We start from the raw sequence: 17,292 nt of genomic DNA on the forward strand, positions 1-17,292 counted from the left end.
CCTCCGCCACGAGAACGACCCCAGGTGGGCATTGCGTGACGAAGAACTGGCCATGCCCGGCCGGCAGGCGGCCGGTCCAGGTGGCCGCGCCGACTGACGTGCGGAATCCGGCGCCCTCACCCGGTGGGCCGGAGGGCTGTCGGGCCGGTGTCCGAGAACCGGCGGGGCCGGGGCTTCCCGCTGTGTGCAGGTCGCCCCGGCCCCGCCGGTGGAAAAGTCCGTCCTCAGGCCGGTTCGCCGGCCTCCGGAAGCACCGACCGGCTGAGCGTCTCGGTCGCCCGGGCCGCCTTGCGCCGCTTGCGGCGGCTCACCCGGGGCTCCTGGTCGGGCAGCCATCCGAAGGTCACGCAACTGCCCACGACCCCCAGCAGCAGGCCCACCATGAAGCCGCCCAGGTTGGACGTGAGCCAGGTGCCCAGGGAGAGCAGCACGGCGATCACGGAGTAGAACAGCCGCTGACTCGGGTTGAAGAGGATCAGCAGACCGCAGACCATCATCAGGGCGGGCAGGAGGTAACCCGCCAGACCCTGCATACCGATGTGCAGGATGACCGGAAGCGGCGCCTTCATGGTCAGCAGGATCTCGCCACCGCCGAGGGTGAGGAGGACACCGCCCACGAAGGGCCGACGCCCCCGCCATGTGCGGAAGGCGCTGCGCCACTGGCCCGCTCGGCTCACTGCGGGCAGCCCTTGGTGCCGAACCGCATGTGCAGGTCGGGCAGCTTGAAGACGCCGGCGGTGGCCGCGTAGTTGTGCTGGTACAGGTTGTTGATGAGGACCGTGTCGGCCTGCTGGCCGTAGACGCCCTCGGGGCCCTTCACGCCGCCCTTGTTGAACTCGCTGGAGTCCCCGCCGATCTCGATGCCGTGGAACTCGGCGTCGCCCTTGATCACGTCGGAGTCGATGGCCAGCTTCTCCACCTGCACCGGCGTGCCCTCGCCGCCGGCGGTGAGCACCAGCTGGATGCCGCCGAGGTCGACGCTCTGGCACATGTTGTAGATCTTGCCGTTCTGCACGACCGAGGTGACGACCAGGACCTGGCCGCCGGTGTCGCCCTGGTTGGGGCTGTTCTCGATCATGTGGTCCAGGGCGCCGAACTGCTCGAAGCCGGTGCCGTCGAGCTTGTCGGCGGTGACCACGAAGGGCATGCCGGAGATGGAGAACTGCACGCCGAGGGCACCCTCGGCGGTGAGGATCGCAAGGCCGGCGGCGACCGCGGCGGCAGGCACCGCCATCACTGCGGCCCGGCGCAGCCGGACCCGGCCGCGTCTTCCTGAGGAACCGCTTTCCGGGTTCCCGGGTGTGTTGTCGGCGGACGACGTGACGTCCGGGGACGAGGCCATGTCTGCTCCCATGCGCTTGAAATGGTGCGGGTTGGGCTTCAGTGGCACGTTGTCCTGGCGCGGACAGCGGCTGCCGCGCACGTCTCCTCGCGCCTCCCGGAAGCCGTAAGGGCTTTCACGTTACGCAGCAGTAGCCAACGAGGAAGTTACCGATGGTTACAGCGAGGGGTCAAGGGAGATGTGGAAAAAGAGTGTTCATCATGTGTCACCTGTGATCAAGTCCCTCCAGGGTCTCGTAGATTTATCTGTCGTGCCGTCAACTTTGTTCCTACGTCTTGACGTTGACTGAAACTCAGGTCTAGAACTCTCCGTGGCCCAGCCCGGACGAGTGGCTCGGCCCGGATCCGTGGCGCCGGATCCGTCACGCGGCGACCGTCGCGTTCCCGGACCCTCCGTTCTGTACGGGCATGTCCGCCCGGAGTCCGAAACCCCTTTCACGGCACCGACGAGGCCGCTTCCCCCCGCGGGCCGCGTCCGGTCGCCCTTCCGCCCGGCCCGGCCTGAGTCACCGTCCAGTGGCTCCGGCCGGTCACCGGCCGGCTGCCGTTGCCGGTCCGTCACGTACGGAGAAGGCGTGACGAACCGGCAACGGCGGACGCCGCCCCGTGTCGCCCCACATGGCGGACGGCGCGCCTGCGTGCGTCAACTCCCCCCAGAAATACCCCCTTTGAGAAAGAGGCACCCGCCATGCGCATCCGCTCCCTCCTCGCCGTCGCCGGTACCGCCGTCGTCCTCACCCTTCCGGCGGTCACTCCGGCCTCCGCGGCCGGGGCGGTCCTGACCACCGCCAACGGCGACGTCGCCGTCGGTGACGTCCTCAACGCGTCGCTGGCCAGCGGCACCGCCGCCACCCTGTACAACAGCACGACCGGCACCAGCGGCATCTCCTGCGCCACGTCCGGGTTCACCGCCACCGTCGTCGACAACCCGACCGCGCCCGGCACCGCCACCGAGTCGCTCACCGCGCAGACCTTCAGCAACTGCACCTCGAACGTCCTCGGCGTCACCGGTGTCACCAGCATCACCGTCAACAACCTGCCGTGGGCCACCACCGTGGCCTCGGACGGCACCGTCACCGTCACCCCGCCGAGCGGTTCCGCCGTCCAGACCACGGTCGTGCTGCGCACCCTGCTGGGCAGCGTCACCTGTGTCTACCAGGCGTCCGGCCTGAGCGGCACGGCGAGCAACGCCGACAACAGCATCGCCTTCACCAACCAGGCGTTCACCCGGACGTCCGGCTCGACCCTCTGCCCCTCCGCGGGCTACTTCACCGCCAAGTACGCCCCGGTGACCGACGGTTCGGACGCCGTCGTCGTCAACTGATCGGTTCAGCCGACAGAGTTCAGCGCCTGCGCAGACGCAGTGCGAGGGCGGCGCCGCCGGTGAGCACCAGCACGGCGGCGGCGCCGCCCGCCAGCATGGGCGCGGACGGCCCGGAACCGGCCCCGGTGGCTTCCGCCACCGGGGTGCTCTCGGGGGTGGCCGCGGCGGCCCGCGCGGAGCCGGTCCCACCGGTCGCCGAGGCCGAGGGGCTCTCGGCCGTCCCGGCTCCGGACCCGGTGGCGGCGGGCGTCGGCGTGGCCGACGCGGCCCCCGCCGTCTCCTTCTCCTCCGCGGTCCCCGTCGTCGTCTTCTCGCTCTTCCCCGCCCCCGCCGCCTGAGTGAACACCACGTCGGAACACGAGTAGTACGTGTCCGGCGTGCTGCTGTTCTGCCAGATCGTATACAGCATCTGACGCCCCGTCCGGTCGGCGGGCAGCTTCGCGCTGAAGTGGTAGGCGCCGTTCGTCAGCGCCGGGTCCTTGATCTCGGCGAACGGACGCTCCGGCAGATCGGCCCAGCTGAGCGGCTTCCCGGGGTCGTATCCCGGCTTCGTCAGATAGAGCCGGAACGTCCCTGTGTGCGCAATCGTGGAGGTGTACGTCATCTTCAGCGTCCCGCCCGGGGCCAGCCGGGTCGACGGCCAGTCGGCGCGGGCGAGGTCCAGGCCCTTGTAGGCGGCCAGGCCGCCGCTGCACAGCTTCCCGTCCGGGATCGTCTGACGATCCCGGCCGTTCACGTTCGCCACCCGCAGGTTGTCCCAGGCGGCGAAGGACGCCCCGTTGGCGGCGATCGCCGCCTTGCAGGCTGCGCTGCCCGTCTGCGTGCCCTCGGGGGAGCAGCCGTACACCCGGCTCGAGGGATCCGTGGGCGCGCCGTGCGCCAGCGCGGGGCCCGCGGTCCACAGGTTCAGCAGCAGCGGGCTCAGGACGGCGGCTGTCAGGGCGGCGGTGCGGTGGGCGTTGATCCGGGGCATCGGGGAGGTCTCCTCGGCCGGCACGGGAACGGTCTGTTCAGTCCAGTACGCGAACCGGGTCCGGCGCGTTCAGCGGGCACGCAAGGCCTGTCTCCGCCGCCGTGGACCGCGGCGGCACGATCGTCGTGGCCGCCGGACACGACAACGACCGCGAAGGCGGGCGTGCCGCCTCAGGAGGCCGCCCGCTCCTCCAGCGAGGCCAGCACCCGCACACCCCGGTCGGGCAGGGTGTCGAGACGGGGCAGCAGGCCCGGTACCGCGATGCTCGGCAGGATGTGCGCCCACATCACCGACAGCCGGTCCGCGAGGTCCGCGCGGTCCGTCAGTGCCCGGGACATCAACTGGATCCCGGTGAAGGTGCCCACGAGCAGCTCCACCGTCTCCCGTGGCTTCACCGTCGGCAGCAACTCGCCCCGTTCGCGGGCCAGTTCGAGCAGTGCGGTGAGCGCCTGCGCCCACTGCAGGAACGGCTCGCCGTGATCGATGCCGGCCGCCGGTGTCTCCTGGTCCACCGCCAGCCGCACACTGCCCCGCAACAGAGCGTTGCTCAGGAGCCGTTGGCCCACCACGAACGTCATGTCGACGATCTCCTGCAGCTTGCACGGCTGCGGGGGTACCGCGCCGAACGGCACCTGCTCGCTCAGGACCGCCTGCGCGAGGGACTCCTTCGACGCGAAGTGGAAGTACAGGGCTCCCTTGGTGACCTCGGCGCGCTCCAGGACCATGGCGATCGTGGTGGACATGTAGCCGTGTTCGTCGAAGACCGCGCCGGCCGCCTCCAGGATCGCCCTGCGCGTCCGGATGGCGCGCTCCTGTTTCGCCATAAGAGCCCCTTAGCGGCACCGAGTTGGCCGATTCCCGCGATCGCCCGCGGCGATCGGCCCGATCATAGGACGCCGTCGACTGATCTCATTGAAAACAAACCGGTCGGCTCGTACTCTAACGGGTACCGGAGCGGGCGGTTCGCCGTCTGCCGTGGCCTCGGGAGACCGTAGGGAGAGACATGGCTCGACCGCGGCAGCTTGCCGACGCTCCGTCCCTCACCGCAACAGTGCCTCGCCAGCTCGTGCATCGAGCGGCCGTCGCGGAGACACTTCTCACCGCCTGGCGGCGCATCGGCGACGACCGGTTCTCGGTCTCCGCCCAGTGGCCACGGGGCCATGGGTTACACGTGTCCCCCGACCGGTCCGCCTACGACCCCCTGCTGGTCGTCGAGACGGTCCGGCAGGCCGGCACCCTGATCGCCCACACCGAGTACGACGTGCCGCTGGACCACCAGTTCGTCATGCAGGAGTTCCAGGTGAGCACGGTCGGGGGGCAGTTGGTCGTCGGGCCGTTGCCGGCCGAGCCGGTACTGGACGTCGTCTTCACCGACGTCCAGTACCGGGGCCGTCGCCCCGTGAGTGCCCGCTACACCACGGAGGTGCTGCGCGACGGCGACCGGGCGGCCACCGCCGACGTCTCCTTCACCTGTGTGGGCCCGCCCGTCTACCATCGGCTGCGTGGCGGCCGCACCCCCGACTCGGTCACCCCGGTGCCCCTGCCGCCCGCCCTCGCGCCGGCCGCCGTGGACCGCGCGCTGTCCACCGACGTGGTCCTCGCCCCGTCCGGCGAGACCGACCGCTGGCAGCTCCGGGTGGATACCGCGCACCCCGTTTTCTTCGATCATCCCCTGGACCACGTCCCCGGCATGCTGCTCCTGGAGGCCGCCCGCCAGGTCGCCTGGCTGCTCAGACCCGACGGCCAGACGCCCGTGGCGTACCGGGCGGTCTTCCACCGGTATGCCGAACTGGACGAACCCGTCTGGATCGGGACCAAGGGTGGACTCGACACCGACGTGCAAGTCGTCGCGGTACAAGGGGAGTCGACGGTCTTCGAGTGCTTGGTGAGCACCGCCGCACGGTGAGTTATTGTGTACTGGGGACAAGAAACAAACGGCATGACCCGTTCTCTTTACCGGCCCCAGGAGAGTCCAGCCGATGCCGAGGCAGTTACGCGCGGAACAGACCCGCGCGACGATCATCACGGCCGCTGCCGATCTCTTCGACCGGCACGGTTACGAATCGACCAGCCTGAGCGAGATCGTCGAGCACGCCCACGTCACCAAGGGGGCCCTCTATTTCCACTTCGCGGCCAAGGAGGACCTGGCGCACGCCATCATGGAGTTGCAGTCCCAGGCCTCCCGCCGGGTCGCGGTCGAGCTGGACGACCGCGGCTATCCGGCACTCGAAGCGCTGATGCGCCTCACGTTCGGCCTCGCGCGGCTTTCGGTCGAGGGCCCGATCGCCCGCGCGGGGCTCCGGCTCGCCACCGGAGGAGTGCCGGTGAAGCCGCCCCTGCGCCATCCGTTCACCGAACTGTTCGACCTGATGAGCCGGCGGCTCGTGGGCGCGCTGAAGGAGTCCGACATCCATCCGGACGTCGACATCGACGCCGTCGCCCACTCCCTGGTCTGCTTCTTCGTCGGCACCCGCGTGGTGGGCCGCTCCCGGGAGCCCGCCACCCGGCTGCCGCGCCGGATGGCCGAGATGTGGCACGTCCTCATCCGGGGCCTGGTCCCGGTACCCCGTCGCCCCCGCTATCTCAGCCTGGCGGCACGACTGGAGCGGGAGATCATGGCGGGGTGAGCCGGGAGCGCCGCGGGCGGATTCGGCCGGCCGCGACGCCGGGCATACGGTGAGCCGTATGCCCGACACCCCTGTCCCGCCGCCCGTGATCCTCGGTACCGAGCCCGGCTCCTTCCCGCACGGCGTCCTGGCCGAACGGCACCCCGCGATCATCCGGCAGGTACGGGACGCCTTCCCCTACGACCCCACAGTCCACCGCGCCCTGGACGCGCTGCTCGCGAGCTGCATCGAGGGCGTGATCGAACCGCTCCCCGACGACGCCCACGACGGCGCGCGATGGCGGGAGTGGGGCCTCGGCACGTACGCGGGACAGCCCTGGTACGACGTGCCCTGGCTGTGGTCGGAGAGCTACTTCTACCGCCGACTCCTCGAAGCGGTCGGCTACTTCGGACCCGGGGTCTGGCAGGGCATCGACCCGTTCCGCCCCTTCAAGCTCGCCGAGCTCGACGCCCCCGAGACCGGCGAGGAACTCGCCGTGCTCGACACGCTCAGCGGCCGCCCTGCCGACGAGCGGGCCCGCGCCCTGCTGCACGGCTCGCTCTGGGGCAACCGCGCCGACCTCGGCTTCCGCCTGTCCGACGCCGACGCCGAGGCGCGGGCGGCGGTCCCCGGACTGGTCGCCGACGACAGCGAGGCCCTGTGGTCGCTGCTGCCGGCCACCGGGACCACCCCGGCGACGGCCACCGTCTGCCTGATCGCGGACAACGCCGGCCGGGAGCTCATCCCCGACCTCCTCCTCGCCGCCCACCTCCTCGCCCACGGCCGGGCCGGCCGGGTCGTCCTGCACGTCAAGCCCTACCCGTACTACGTCTCCGACGCGACACCGGCCGATGTCGTCGACGCGCTGCGGAAGCTGACCGCCGCCGAGGGCGCGGCCGCCGGGTACGGCCGACAGCTGTGGGCGGCGCTGGCCGACGGCACCCTCACGGTCCGCGCCCATCCCTTCGCCGCCGCCCCGCTGCCGTACGACGAGATGCCGGACGACCTGCGCGCGGAGTTCGGCTCGGCCGCCCTGACCCTCGTCAAGGGCGACCTCAACTACCGCCGTCTGGTGGGCGACCGGCGCTGGCCCCCGACCACCCCGTTCGCCGCGGTCACCGCCTGCTTCCCCGGCCCGGTCGCGGCCCTGCGCACCCTCAAGTCCGAGGTGGTCACCGGTCTGACCGAGGAGACCGAGGCCGCCCTGGTGGCGGCGGAGGAACAGCGCTGGAGGACGGGCGGCACACACGCGCTCATCCAGGTACGCCCATGAGGGCCGCGGTGGTCGTCTCCCAGGGCCATCAGTAGGGCCCCCAGGCCGGAGGTGGTGCTTCCACCGGAACGGCTGTGCCGTGGCGTCGCAGCGGTCTTCGACAGCTCGGAGCCGGTGTCCGACCCGGGCAGGGTCGGTGAAGCCGTCGGGCGTCACGGCCTTGCGCCGTACGACGGAGAAGACAGCCGATCGGTCAGCCGCGCAGGTCGGACATGTCCTCGTCACGGAGACTGAGATCGCTCGCCGCGAGGTTCTCCTCCAGATGATCGAGAGAGCCGGTGCCCGGAATCGCCAGCACCGACGGCGACTTCGCCAACAGCGAGGCGATCGCGACCTGCGCGGTGGTCGCGCCCAGGCGTGCCGCAACCTTGCCGAGCTGTTCGGCGTCGAGCGGACCGCTGCCGATGCCGCCGCCGAGCGGAAAGTACGGCACATACGCGATGCCCGCTTCCTCGCTTTCCGCCAGCAGGACCCAGTCACCGCTGTGCCGGTTCTGCACCGCCGCGACGGGCGCGATCCCCCGGGCCTCCGCCAGCTGGGCGGCGTCGACGTTACTGACACCCAGGTTCCTGATCAGCCCCTCCGCGCGGAGTTCGGCCAGGACCGCGAACCGTTCGGCGATCGACTCGTCACCCGGTCCGGTCATCCCGCCGACCCGCAGATAGACCAGGTCGAGCCGGTCGAGACCCAGAGAGCGCAGATCCGCCTCGACCAGGCCGCGCAGTTGATCAGCCGTCGCCTGCCCGCTCGGCACACCGTTCGGTCCGGGCAACGGCCCCACCTTCGTCGCGATCACCAGCTCGTCACGGAAGGGGGCCAATGCCGTACGGATCAGCTCGTTGGCCCACACCGCGTCCCTGCCGTAGAAGCCGGCCGTGTCGATGTGGTTCACGCCCAGCTCCACGGCCCGGCGGAGCACCGCGATGCCCGTCTCGGGATCTCGCGCCGGACCGGCGAAGGTGCCCATCGCCAGGCGCATCGCGCCGAAGCCGAGCCGGTTGATCGTCAGCTCTCCGCCGAGGGAGAAAGTCTTGATCGTCATGATGCTCATGGTGTCCGCCGGCACGACGCCCGGCGAGCCCGTGACAGCTTGCTGCCAGACTGCAGGGATGCGGAACGAAGAGGTGTTTTCAGTGCGAGGAGACGCGGAGTTGATCGCGCGCGCGGGTCATCTCTTCGAGTCCGCGCGGACCGAGTTCCTGTGCGCCGCCCGGGATCTCAGGACCTGGTCGCAGCCGGGGGCCAGGGACGCGGTCCGGAATCGGATGCGCGCGGCGGATCCCGCTGTCCTCACCCCTCGGAAGCTGCTCAGCCCGGTGGCACTCGCCGACGAGGAGGCCCGCGCGCACCTGCGGCTGGTGCGGAGCAAGGGCGCCCTCGTTCGGATCAGCCGTTCGCCGCTGCCGCACGAGACCATCCTCATCGACCGGCGGGTGATGATCCTTGCCGGCCAGGAGACCCCCACCGGCCGCGAATACACCGTGACGACGTCACAGATCCTGGTCGACGGCGTTCACTCGCTGTTCCGGGCGCTCTGGGACGCCGCCGTCGATCTCGAAGCCTGTCTGCGCAGCGACGTCCCGCACCTCGATGCCGACGGCCGCATGATCCTCAAAGCCCTCGGTTCGGGCCTGACCGACGAATCGGCAGCCAAGCGGCTCGGTGTCTCACTGCGCACCTACCGGCGGCGGGTGGCCGAACTGATGGCCAAACTCGAGGCCGACTCCCGTTTCCAGGCCGGGCTGCGTGCGGGCGAGCTGGGGCTGCCCCGCCAAAACCGTGGTGATCGCGTCCCTTCGGCGGCTGAGTACCCCGGATCACATGACGCCACATCACGTCACCCCCCGAAGAACTTCCAGCAAGGGCCCTGAGCCGCGGGCCCCCGAATCGCAAGCCCGCGCGGCCGTTTCACGCGATGGTGTGATCATGTGCCGTGCCACGGATGGCCCTCGAAGCCCCCGGGTAGGGCCCGGCCATGACGCAGCCGTTCGAACTCCCGCACTTCTACCTGCCGCACCCCGCGAGGCTGAACCCGCACGTCGACGAGGCGCGCGCCCACTCGACGCGGTGGGCGCGCGACATGGGCATGCTGGAGGGGTCCGGGATCTGGGAGCAGGCCGACCTGAAGGCCCACGACTACGGCCTCCTCTGCGCCTACACCCACCCCGACTGCGACGGCCCAGCCCTGTCGCTGATCACCGACTGGTACGTGTGGGTGTTCTTCTTCGACGACCACTTTCTCGACATGTTCAAACGCACCCCCGACCGCGCGGCCGGCAAGGCTCATCTGGACCGGCTGCCGCTGTTCATGCCGCTGGACCTGACGGCGCCCGTGCCCGAGCCGCGCAACCCGGTCGAGGCGGGCCTGAAGGACCTGTGGACGCGCACGGTGCCGGCCATGTCCGAGGACTGGCGCCGCCGTTTCGCCGTCGCGACGGAGCATCTGCTCAACGAGTCGATGTGGGAGCTGTCGAACATCGACGAGGGGCGGATCGCCAACCCCGTCGAGTACATCGAGATGCGCCGCAAGGTGGGCGGCGCCCCCTGGTCGGCCGGGCTCGTGGAGTACGCGACCGCCGAGGTCCCCGCGTCCGTGGCCGGGTCGCGCCCGCTGCGCGTGCTGATGGAGACCTTCTCCGACGGCGTGCACCTGCGCAACGACCTGTTCTCCTACCAGCGCGAGGTCGAGGACGAGGGCGAGAACAGCAACGGCGTGCTCGTCCTGGAGACGTTCTTCGGCTGCACCACCCAGGAGGCCGCCGACACCGTCAACGACATCCTGACCTCCCGCCTCCACCAGTTCGAGCACACCGCGTTCACCGAAGTCCCCGCGCTGGCCCTGGAGAAGGGCCTCGGGCCCGACGAGGTGGCCGCCGTCGCCGCGTACACCAAGGGGCTTCAGGACTGGCAGTCCGGCGGCCACGAGTGGCACATGCGCTCCAGCCGCTACATGAACGAGCGTGCCACGCACGTCGCGCCCTGGCAGCGGCTGACCGGCCCCGGCACCTCCGCCGCCGACGTCGTCGCCCTGCTGGCCACCGCCGCCGCGGAACGCCTGCGGGCGTACACGCACGTGCCGTTCCAGAAGGTCGGCCCGTCCGTCCTGCCCGACTTCCACATGCCGTTCCAGGTCGAGCTCTGCCCGCACCTGGACGCTGCCCGCCCCCGGCTGACCGCCTGGATGCACCGCATGGGCATGCTGGAGGAGGGCGTCTGGGACGAGGACCGGCTCGCCGCCTCCGACCTCGCCCTCTGCTCGGCCGGCCTCGACCCGGACGCCACCCCCGAGGCCCTCGACCTCAGCGCCCACTGGCTCGCCTGGGGCACCTACGGCGACGACTACTACCCGCTCGTCTTCGGCGCCCGCCGCGACCTGGCCGCCGCCCGGCTCACCACGGCCCGCCTGTCGGCCTGCATGCCCGTCGACGGCGAGCCGACGGCCGTCGTCGCGGCCAACGGCATGGAACGCGGCCTGATCGACCTGTGGGCCCGCACCACCGCCGGCATGACCACCGACCAGCGGCGCACCCTGCGCGACGCGGTCGACGACATGACCGAGAGCTGGGTGTGGGAGCTGTCCAACCAGCTCCAGAACCGGATCCCCGACCCGATCGACTACCTGGAGATGCGCCGCGCCACCTTCGGCTCCGACCTCACCCTGAGCATGTGCCGCATGGGCCAGGGCCCGGCCGTCCCGCCGGAGGTCTACCGGAGCGGCGTCGTACGGGCACTGGAGAACGCCGCCGTCGACCACGCCTGCCTCACCAACGACGTCTTCTCGTACCAGAAGGAGATCGAGTACGAGGGTGAGCTGCACAACGCCCTCCTCGTCGTGCAGAACTTCTTCGGCTGCGACCACCCGACCGCCCTCGGCATCGTCCATGACCTGATGACCCGGCGCATGGAGCAGTTCGAGCATGTCATCGCCCACGAACTGCCGGTCCTCTACGACGACTTCGACCTGTCGGCCGAGGCCCGCGCCGCGATGGGGAACTACGTGACCGACCTGCAGAACTGGCTGGCGGGCATCCTGCACTGGCACCGCGAGGTCGACCGCTACAAGCCCGAGCACCTCGCCCGCCGGACCCACGGCTTCCTCCCGGACCGCGCCCCCACCCGGTATGCGGGGGCGTACCGCTCCTGACCCGGGTCAGTCTCACTCGTTCGTGGCACGTCGGCCGCCGCTGCGCCGGGTAGCCACCAACCGGAGGCGATCCATGGAACAGACCGCGTTGCGTCCCAAGCCCATGCCCGGCCAGGAGGGCGGCGGCGGTGCCGAGCCGAGCGGCGGCCCCGCCCGGCGGCCGCGCGCCGCGCGCCGTCGTCGTCGTCGCCGGCTCCCGACCCTGCTGCTCGGCCTGTCCGCCGCCGCGCTCCTGGTGCTGTCCGGCGTCGGGCTCGCCGTCCTGGGGGCGACCGTGACCGGCCTCAGCGGACCGGCGGGACTCCAGCGGCAGCAGGCGGACCGGGGCGAGCCCCTCGCGCGCCCGGTCGCCTCCGCGCCGCCGGTGCCCCTCGCACCGTCGCAGGCCCGCGCGACCCTGGGCCTGGAGGCGGTGGACGCGGAGGGGCCGGGCGCCCGGATCGTCGCCGTCCACGTACCCGGGCCCGGGTACGCCGCCGGCCTGGTGCGCGGTGACGTCCTGCTGGCGTTCGGCGGGATCAGGATCGACTCGGCGACGGATCTCGCCCGGGCGGTCGGGACGGCCCGTCCGGGACGCGAGGTGACCCTGACGGTCCTCCCCGACAGCGGAGGGCGCCGGCAGCTGGTGGTGGTGCCCGGCGTGGTCACCTGAGCCCGCCCGCCGCACCCGGATCATCGATGGACCGAGCTCGGTACGGAACTAGAATGGTGTGTCCGGCCCGGCAATCGGTTCGCGCGGGTCCCGCCGTCCGGGCAGGATGCTGCCCGTAGTCACCACCGACGCCACCATCGACCTCGTTCGTCGAGCCACGGCTTTCAGGGAGACCCGGATGACCGGCACCGCGCCCTTCACCACCGACGACTACCGGGCCCGTATGGACCGCGCCGCGCGTGCCGCCGCCGACGCCGGGCTCGCGGGACTCCTCGTGGCGCCGGGACCCGACCTCGTCTGGCTGACCGGTTACACGCCCCCCGCCGCCACCGAACGGCTCACCCTGCTCGTCCTCGTCCCCGGCGGGGACCCCGTCCTGGTCGTCCCCGCCCTGGAGGCCCCCGACGCGGCCAGGGCCACCGGCGCCCCGGCGCTCACCCTGCGCGACTGGAGGGACGGCCAGGACCCCTACGCCGCCACCGCCGCCCTCCTCGACGCGGGCGGGCGGTTCGGCATCAGCGACAACGCCTGGGCGATGCACCTGCTGGGCCTGCAGAACACCCTGCCCGGCACCTCCTACGCCTCGCTCACCGAGGCCCTGCCCATGCTGCGGGCCGTCAAGGACGCGGCGGAGCTGGAACTCCTCGTGGCCGCGGGAGCCGCCGCCGACCAGGCGTTCGAGGAGATCCGGAAGGTGGCCTTCGGCGGCCGCCGGGAGTCCGAGGTCGGCGCCGAGCTGGCCGGGCTGCTGCGCCGCTTCGGGCACTCCCAGGTCGACTTCACGATCGTCGCCTCCGGGCCGAACGGCGCCAACCCGCACCACGAGGTCGGCGACCGCGTCATCGAGCGCGGCGACATGGTCGTCCTCGACTTCGGAGGTCTCAAGGACGGCTACGGCTCCGACACCTCCCGCACGGTCCACGTCGGCGAGCCCACCGACGAGGAACGCCGGGTCCACGACCTGGTCCGCGAGGCCCAGGAGGCGGGTTTCCGGGCCGTGCGCCCCGGCGCAGCCTGCCAGGACGTCGACCGGGCCGCCCGCGCGGTCATCGCCGGCGCCGGGTACGGCGAGTACTTCATCCACCGCACCGGGCACGGCATCGGCGTCACCACCCACGAGCCGCCGTACATGATCGAGGGCGAGGAGCAGCCCCTCGTGCCCGGCATGTGCTTCTCCGTGGAGCCCGGCGTGTACCTGCCCGGCCGGTTCGGGGTGCGGATCGAGGACATCGTCACCGTCACCGAGGACGGCGGCCGCCGTCTCAACGACACCACCCGCGAGCTCGTCGTGGTGGACTGAGAGCAGGCCAGGAGAGCAGGCCAGGAGAGCAGCCCAGGAGAGCCCGAGCGGCCGACCACCCCCGCAGGAGTCCCGGCACCCACCCGAACGGCAACGGCGCGACCATGACCCAGGCAGCGACACCCACCGCGGACACGGTCCGCCGGCTGGTCCGCGCGCTCCTCAAGGAGGGCGACACGGGCGGACCGGGGCCCGAGGTGCGGCCCGTCGGCGAGGCGGGCGGCGAGCACTTCACCTGGTGGGTCGGCACCCGTCATGTGCTGCGGCTCGCCGCGGACCGCGAGGCGAGCGTCCGCCTGCGCCGCGAACTGCGGCTGCGCGACCTCGTCCGCCCGCACCTGCCCGTGACCGTGCCGACCGGTGTGGCGCACGGCGAGTGGTCGCCCGGCCTGGCCTACACCCTCGACACCCGGGTGCCGGGCGGCAGCGCCGAGGAGCACGACGTGTCCGCCGTCGGCGAGGCCGACCTCGCCGGACTGCTCGGGGGGCTGCGCGAGGTGCCGCCCCGGCAGGCCGAGGTGCTCGGCGTGCCGCGCACCGCCCCCCGCTCCCTGGAGGCGCGGCGCCGCATGGCCGTGGCCGCCGCCGGACGCCTCTCCGCCGCAGACGAGTTCGACCCCCAGCGGCTGCACCAGCTCACCCCGCCCGGCGCGGCCCAGCTCGCCGCCCAGCCCGCCACCGCCGTGCTCGTCCACCACCGGCTGCGCGGCGAGCACCTCGTGGTCGGCGCCGACGGCAGGGTGCGCGGTGTCCTCGACTGGACGGGCGCGGCGATCGGCGACCCCGCCGAGGACATCGCGGGACTCGCCCTGGCCGTCGGTTCCGGCGCCGCCGTCCGCGCCGCCACCCTCGCCGGGTACGGCGCCCGCCCCTGTCTGCGCGGCCTCTGGCTCGCCCGCTGCGAGAGCGTGATCCACCTCGCCGACCGCCTCGACGGCCACGGCACGGCCCCGCCGCCCGCCCTGCGCACCCAGCTGCGACGCGCCTGGGAGGCGATCCTGCTGGAGCGCGTCACCGAGTTCCGCGAGGACGACGAGTAGCACGGCGGCCCGGCGGTCTACTCCTGCTCCAGCACCACGCACGACTCCCCGGGCACGCGCAGCAGACCGTCCGCGCCCGGTACGTCCACCGGCTCCCACGCGGCGAGCACCTTGGCGGGGCGGGGGCCCAGGGGGATCGCCGCGGGCTCCTCGCCCAGATTCACCGCCACCCGGACGTCCCCGCGCCGGAAGGCCAGCCAGCGGGCCCCCGGGTCATGGGCGACCTTGATGTCGGCGAGGTCGGGGTCGGTGAGGTCCGGCCGGTCGTGCCGCAGCGCGATCAGCGCGCGGTACCAGGCCAGCACGCGCGCGTGCGGCTCGCGCTCCGGCTCGGACCAGTCCAGACAGGACCGCTCCCGGGTCGCCGGGTCCTGCGGGTCCGGTACGTCCTCCTCGGCCCAGCCGTGCGCCGCGAACTCCCGCCGTCTGCCCCGCCGTACCGCCTCGGCGAGCTCAGGGTCGGTGTGGTCGGTGAAGTACTGCCAGGGCGTGCCCGCCGCCCACTCCTCGCCCATGAACAGCATCGGGGTGAACGGCGCGGTGAGCGTCAGCGCCGCCGCGCACGCCACGAGGCCGGGGGAGAGGGTGGCGGCGAGGCGGTCGCCCTGCGCGCGGTTGCCGACCTGGTCGTGGGTCTGGGAGTAGCCCAGCAGCCGGTGTGCGGGGACACGGGAGCGGTCCAGCGGGCGGCCGTGGCGGCGGCCGCGGAAGGCCGAGTACGTGCCGTCGTGGAAGAAGCCCCCGGTGAGGGCCTTGGTGAGCGCGGCGAACGGGTCGCGCGCGAAATCGGCGTAGTAGCCCTGGGACTCGCCGGTGAGCGCGGTGTGCAGGGCGTGGTGGAAGTCGTCGTTCCACTGTGCGTGCAGCCCGAGCCCGCCCTGCTTGCGGGGAGTCACGAGGCGCGGGTCGTTCAGGTCGGACTCCGCGATCAGGAACAGCGGCCGGCCCGTCTCGGCGGCGAGGGCGTCCACGGCCGTCGACAGCTCCTCCAGGAAGTGGCACGCGCGCGTGTCGACGAGCGCGTGGACCGCGTCCAGCCTGAGCCCGTCGAGCCGGTAGTCCCGCAGCCACGCCAGCGCACTGCCCACCAGGAACGCCCGCACCTCGTCCGAGCCGGGCGCGTCCAGATTGACCGCGGCGCCCCAGGGTGTGTGGTGCCGCTCGGTGAAGTACGGGCCGAATCCGGGCAGATAGTTGCCGGCCGGCCCCAGATGGTTGTGTACGACGTCCAGGATCACACCGAGCCCCAGCTCGTGCGCCCGGTCGACGAACCGCTTCAGTCCCTCCGGGCCGCCGTACGGTTCGTGCACCGCCCACAGCGAGACGCCGTCGTACCCCCAGCCGTGCCGGCCGGGGAAGGGGCACAACGGCATCAACTCGACGTGGGTGACGCCCAGTCCGGCGAGGTGCTCCAGCCGTCCCGCGGCCGAGTCCAGGGTCCCCTCGGGGGTGTACGTGCCCACGTGCAGCTCGTACAGGACGGCGCCCGGCAGTGGGCGGCCCTGCCACGGCACCCGCCACTCGTACCTGCCCTGGTCGACGACCGCGCTCGGCCCGTCCGGACCGTCCGGCTGACGGCGCGAGCGCGGGTCGGGGCGGACGGGACCGTCGTCCACCGCGAAGCCGTAGCGGCTGCCGTCCACGGCCTCGGTCTCGACGGTCCACCAGCCCGGCCGGTCCGGATCGCGCCGCATGGCGCGCGTGACGCCCTCGCACTCCAGCGTCAGCCGCTCGGCCTCAGGTGCCCACACCTCGAACTGCACGGACGGTTCCCCTTACGTCTGCTTCCCGTGATGTAGCCGCGTCCATCGTGTTCCAAACGGGACCGGCCCGCCGCCGGAACACTCCCGGCACGGCGGGTGTTCTCGGCCACCCGTGCACGCGCGCGTTCGCCGGTTTTCTGGACACCCGGGGTTGACTGACCGACAATCACCTCCGTGACGTCGTCCTTCGAGTTCAACACGTACCCCGCGCGGCTGTCCGACGCGGAGCGCGACAAGGCGCTGAAGGTGCTCCGTGACGGCGTCGCCATGGGCCGGCTGTCGCACGACACGTTCGTCCGGCGCATGGAACTGGCCCTCGCCGCCCGCCGCTCCGACGAACTGGCCGTCCTCACCGCGGACCTGCCCAAGGAGAACCGTCTCGCGCGCCTGGTCTTCGGCACCGTCGAGGCCGTCTCCGGGTTCACCGTACGCCTGCGCCGGGCCTGGCAGGCCGAGCGGCTGCCCAAGCTGCTGCTGCCGCACCCCGGCACCGAACAGGCGCTGCGCATAGGGCGCGACCCCGTGAACGGCCTCAGGCTGACCCACGAGAGCGTCTCGCGCGTGCACGCCGAGCTCAGCCGGCAGGGCGGGACGTGGGTCCTGCGCGACCTCGGCTCCACCAACGGCACCACCGTCAACGGGCGCCGGGTCATCGGCGCCGCCGTCGTCCGCGAGGGCGACCAGGTCGCCTTCGGCAGGATGGCGTTCCGCCTCTCCGCAGGCTGAACACGCGTCGGCTTGCCCGCGCGAACGGGCCCAGGTCCAGGGGTGTGGCGGTGTTGACGTAGGCCCGCACCATGACTCAGTGTGCGTACACCAGACACGCCCGGTGAACCGACGGTGCCGCCCTGGAGGTGTGCCCTGCCGCCACTCCTC

16 protein-coding genes are annotated in these 17,292 nt (G+C 72.1%); 10 read left to right on the forward strand and 6 right to left on the reverse strand.

Annotated features, from left to right (window positions below; genetic code table 11):
- Nucleotides 1–224 precede the first annotated feature (224 nt).
- Complete coding sequence (locus tag ABT057_RS20350; RefSeq protein ID WP_502973948.1) at nt 225–677, reverse strand: DUF6114 domain-containing protein; 453 nt, start codon at nt 675–677, stop codon at nt 225–227.
- On the reverse strand, nt 674–1,342 hold the full coding sequence (locus ABT057_RS20355; protein WP_352344469.1) for a DUF6230 family protein: 669 nt from the start codon (nt 1,340–1,342) through the stop codon (nt 674–676). Before ABT057_RS20355 ends, ABT057_RS20350 begins: the two co-directional genes overlap by 4 nt.
- Before the next feature lie 687 nt (nt 1,343–2,029).
- Here ABT057_RS20355 and ABT057_RS20360 point away from each other — a divergent pair.
- Complete coding sequence (locus ABT057_RS20360) at nt 2,030–2,665, forward strand: Tat pathway signal sequence domain protein (protein ID WP_352344470.1); 636 nt, start codon at nt 2,030–2,032, stop codon at nt 2,663–2,665.
- A gap of 19 nt (nt 2,666–2,684) precedes the next feature.
- Here the strand turns inward: ABT057_RS20360 and ABT057_RS20365 are convergent, their stop codons facing one another.
- Together ABT057_RS20365 and ABT057_RS20370 are read right to left on the reverse strand one after the other, a co-directional pair.
- Nucleotides 2,685–3,638, reverse strand: a complete 954-nt coding sequence (locus ABT057_RS20365) for a lytic polysaccharide monooxygenase auxiliary activity family 9 protein (RefSeq protein ID WP_352344471.1) — start codon at nt 3,636–3,638, stop codon at nt 2,685–2,687.
- 170 nt (nt 3,639–3,808) lie between these two features.
- A complete protein-coding gene (locus ABT057_RS20370; RefSeq protein ID WP_352344472.1) occupies nt 3,809–4,462 on the reverse strand; it encodes a ScbR family autoregulator-binding transcription factor in 654 nt (217 codons plus the stop codon).
- Nucleotides 4,463–4,641: 179 nt separating this feature from the next.
- Between ABT057_RS20370 and ABT057_RS20375 the strand changes: the two genes are divergently transcribed.
- The 3 genes from ABT057_RS20375 to ABT057_RS20385 all read left to right on the forward strand — a co-directional run bounded on the left by ABT057_RS20375 (nt 4,642) and on the right by ABT057_RS20385 (nt 7,517).
- The gene (locus ABT057_RS20375) at nt 4,642–5,544 is read left to right on the forward strand and encodes a ScbA/BarX family gamma-butyrolactone biosynthesis protein (protein ID WP_352344473.1); all 903 of its coding nucleotides are present in this window, start codon (nt 4,642–4,644) and stop codon (nt 5,542–5,544) included.
- Nucleotides 5,545–5,617: 73 nt separating this feature from the next.
- The gene (locus ABT057_RS20380) at nt 5,618–6,265 is read left to right on the forward strand and encodes a ScbR family autoregulator-binding transcription factor (protein ID WP_352344474.1); all 648 of its coding nucleotides are present in this window, start codon (nt 5,618–5,620) and stop codon (nt 6,263–6,265) included.
- Between the two features lie 58 nt (nt 6,266–6,323).
- On the forward strand, nt 6,324–7,517 hold the full coding sequence (locus ABT057_RS20385; protein ID WP_352344475.1) for a damage-control phosphatase ARMT1 family protein: 1,194 nt from the start codon (nt 6,324–6,326) through the stop codon (nt 7,515–7,517).
- 193 nt (nt 7,518–7,710) lie between these two features.
- Here the strand turns inward: ABT057_RS20385 and ABT057_RS20390 are convergent, their stop codons facing one another.
- Nucleotides 7,711–8,559 (reverse strand): oxidoreductase, encoded by an 849-nt coding sequence (locus ABT057_RS20390; protein WP_352344476.1) that lies wholly within the window; start codon nt 8,557–8,559, stop codon nt 7,711–7,713.
- 67 nt (nt 8,560–8,626) lie between these two features.
- On the opposite strand from ABT057_RS20390, the gene ABT057_RS20395 reads away from it, so the two are divergent.
- The 5 genes from ABT057_RS20395 to ABT057_RS20415 all read left to right on the forward strand — a co-directional run bounded on the left by ABT057_RS20395 (nt 8,627) and on the right by ABT057_RS20415 (nt 14,653).
- Nucleotides 8,627–9,388 (forward strand): DNA-binding response regulator, encoded by a 762-nt coding sequence (locus tag ABT057_RS20395; RefSeq protein WP_352344513.1) that lies wholly within the window; start codon nt 8,627–8,629, stop codon nt 9,386–9,388.
- Between the two features lie 104 nt (nt 9,389–9,492).
- Nucleotides 9,493–11,661: a germacradienol/geosmin synthase Cyc2 gene (cyc2, locus tag ABT057_RS20400; RefSeq protein ID WP_352344477.1), complete on the forward strand. Its 2,169-nt coding sequence runs from the start codon at nt 9,493–9,495 to the stop codon at nt 11,659–11,661.
- Nucleotides 11,662–11,734: 73 nt separating this feature from the next.
- Entirely contained in the window at nt 11,735–12,313 is a 579-nt protein-coding gene (locus ABT057_RS20405; RefSeq protein WP_352344478.1) for a PDZ domain-containing protein, read from the forward strand.
- 178 nt (nt 12,314–12,491) lie between these two features.
- A complete protein-coding gene (locus ABT057_RS20410) occupies nt 12,492–13,613 on the forward strand; it encodes an aminopeptidase P family protein (protein WP_352344479.1) in 1,122 nt (373 codons plus the stop codon).
- Nucleotides 13,614–13,717: 104 nt separating this feature from the next.
- Complete coding sequence (locus tag ABT057_RS20415; RefSeq protein ID WP_352344480.1) at nt 13,718–14,653, forward strand: aminoglycoside phosphotransferase family protein; 936 nt, start codon at nt 13,718–13,720, stop codon at nt 14,651–14,653.
- A gap of 17 nt (nt 14,654–14,670) precedes the next feature.
- On the opposite strand, the gene treZ is transcribed toward ABT057_RS20415, so the two are convergent.
- Nucleotides 14,671–16,416, reverse strand: coding sequence for a malto-oligosyltrehalose trehalohydrolase (treZ, locus tag ABT057_RS20420; protein WP_352344481.1), 1,746 nt, complete (start codon nt 16,414–16,416; stop codon nt 14,671–14,673).
- 174 nt (nt 16,417–16,590) lie between these two features.
- Here treZ and ABT057_RS20425 point away from each other — a divergent pair, with 174 nt between their 5' ends.
- Nucleotides 16,591–17,142 carry an FHA domain-containing protein gene (locus tag ABT057_RS20425; RefSeq protein ID WP_352344482.1) on the forward strand — a complete coding sequence of 184 codons (552 nt, stop codon included), beginning with the start codon at nt 16,591–16,593 and terminating at the stop codon, nt 17,140–17,142.
- The last annotated feature ends 150 nt before the right edge of the window (nt 17,143–17,292 follow it).

The sequence above is a fragment of the Streptomyces sp. NPDC002588 genome (assembly GCF_040295925.1).
Taxonomy (GTDB): Bacteria; Actinomycetota; Actinomycetes; order Streptomycetales; family Streptomycetaceae; genus Streptomyces.

What these genes read in the sequence shown, in the direction of transcription:
- ABT057_RS20365 (WP_352344471.1), bottom strand. Translation starts at nt 3,638, where the DNA reads ATGCCCCGGATCAACGCCCACCGCACCGCCGCCCTGACAGCCGCCGTC.
- ABT057_RS20390 (WP_352344476.1), bottom strand. Translation starts at nt 8,559, where the DNA reads ATGACGATCAAGACTTTCTCCCTCGGCGGAGAGCTGACGATCAACCGG.
- cyc2 (WP_352344477.1), top strand. Translation starts at nt 9,493, where the DNA reads ATGACGCAGCCGTTCGAACTCCCGCACTTCTACCTGCCGCACCCCGCG.
- ABT057_RS20355 (WP_352344469.1), bottom strand. Translation starts at nt 1,342, where the DNA reads ATGGCCTCGTCCCCGGACGTCACGTCGTCCGCCGACAACACACCCGGG.
- ABT057_RS20370 (WP_352344472.1), bottom strand. Translation starts at nt 4,462, where the DNA reads ATGGCGAAACAGGAGCGCGCCATCCGGACGCGCAGGGCGATCCTGGAG.
- ABT057_RS20395 (WP_352344513.1), top strand. Translation starts at nt 8,627, where the DNA reads ATGCGGAACGAAGAGGTGTTTTCAGTGCGAGGAGACGCGGAGTTGATC.
- ABT057_RS20360 (WP_352344470.1), top strand. Translation starts at nt 2,030, where the DNA reads ATGCGCATCCGCTCCCTCCTCGCCGTCGCCGGTACCGCCGTCGTCCTC.
- ABT057_RS20375 (WP_352344473.1), top strand. Translation starts at nt 4,642, where the DNA reads ATGGCTCGACCGCGGCAGCTTGCCGACGCTCCGTCCCTCACCGCAACA.
- ABT057_RS20410 (WP_352344479.1), top strand. Translation starts at nt 12,492, where the DNA reads ATGACCGGCACCGCGCCCTTCACCACCGACGACTACCGGGCCCGTATG.
- ABT057_RS20405 (WP_352344478.1), top strand. Translation starts at nt 11,735, where the DNA reads ATGGAACAGACCGCGTTGCGTCCCAAGCCCATGCCCGGCCAGGAGGGC.
- ABT057_RS20415 (WP_352344480.1), top strand. Translation starts at nt 13,718, where the DNA reads ATGACCCAGGCAGCGACACCCACCGCGGACACGGTCCGCCGGCTGGTC.
- ABT057_RS20380 (WP_352344474.1), top strand. Translation starts at nt 5,618, where the DNA reads ATGCCGAGGCAGTTACGCGCGGAACAGACCCGCGCGACGATCATCACG.
- ABT057_RS20385 (WP_352344475.1), top strand. Translation starts at nt 6,324, where the DNA reads ATGCCCGACACCCCTGTCCCGCCGCCCGTGATCCTCGGTACCGAGCCC.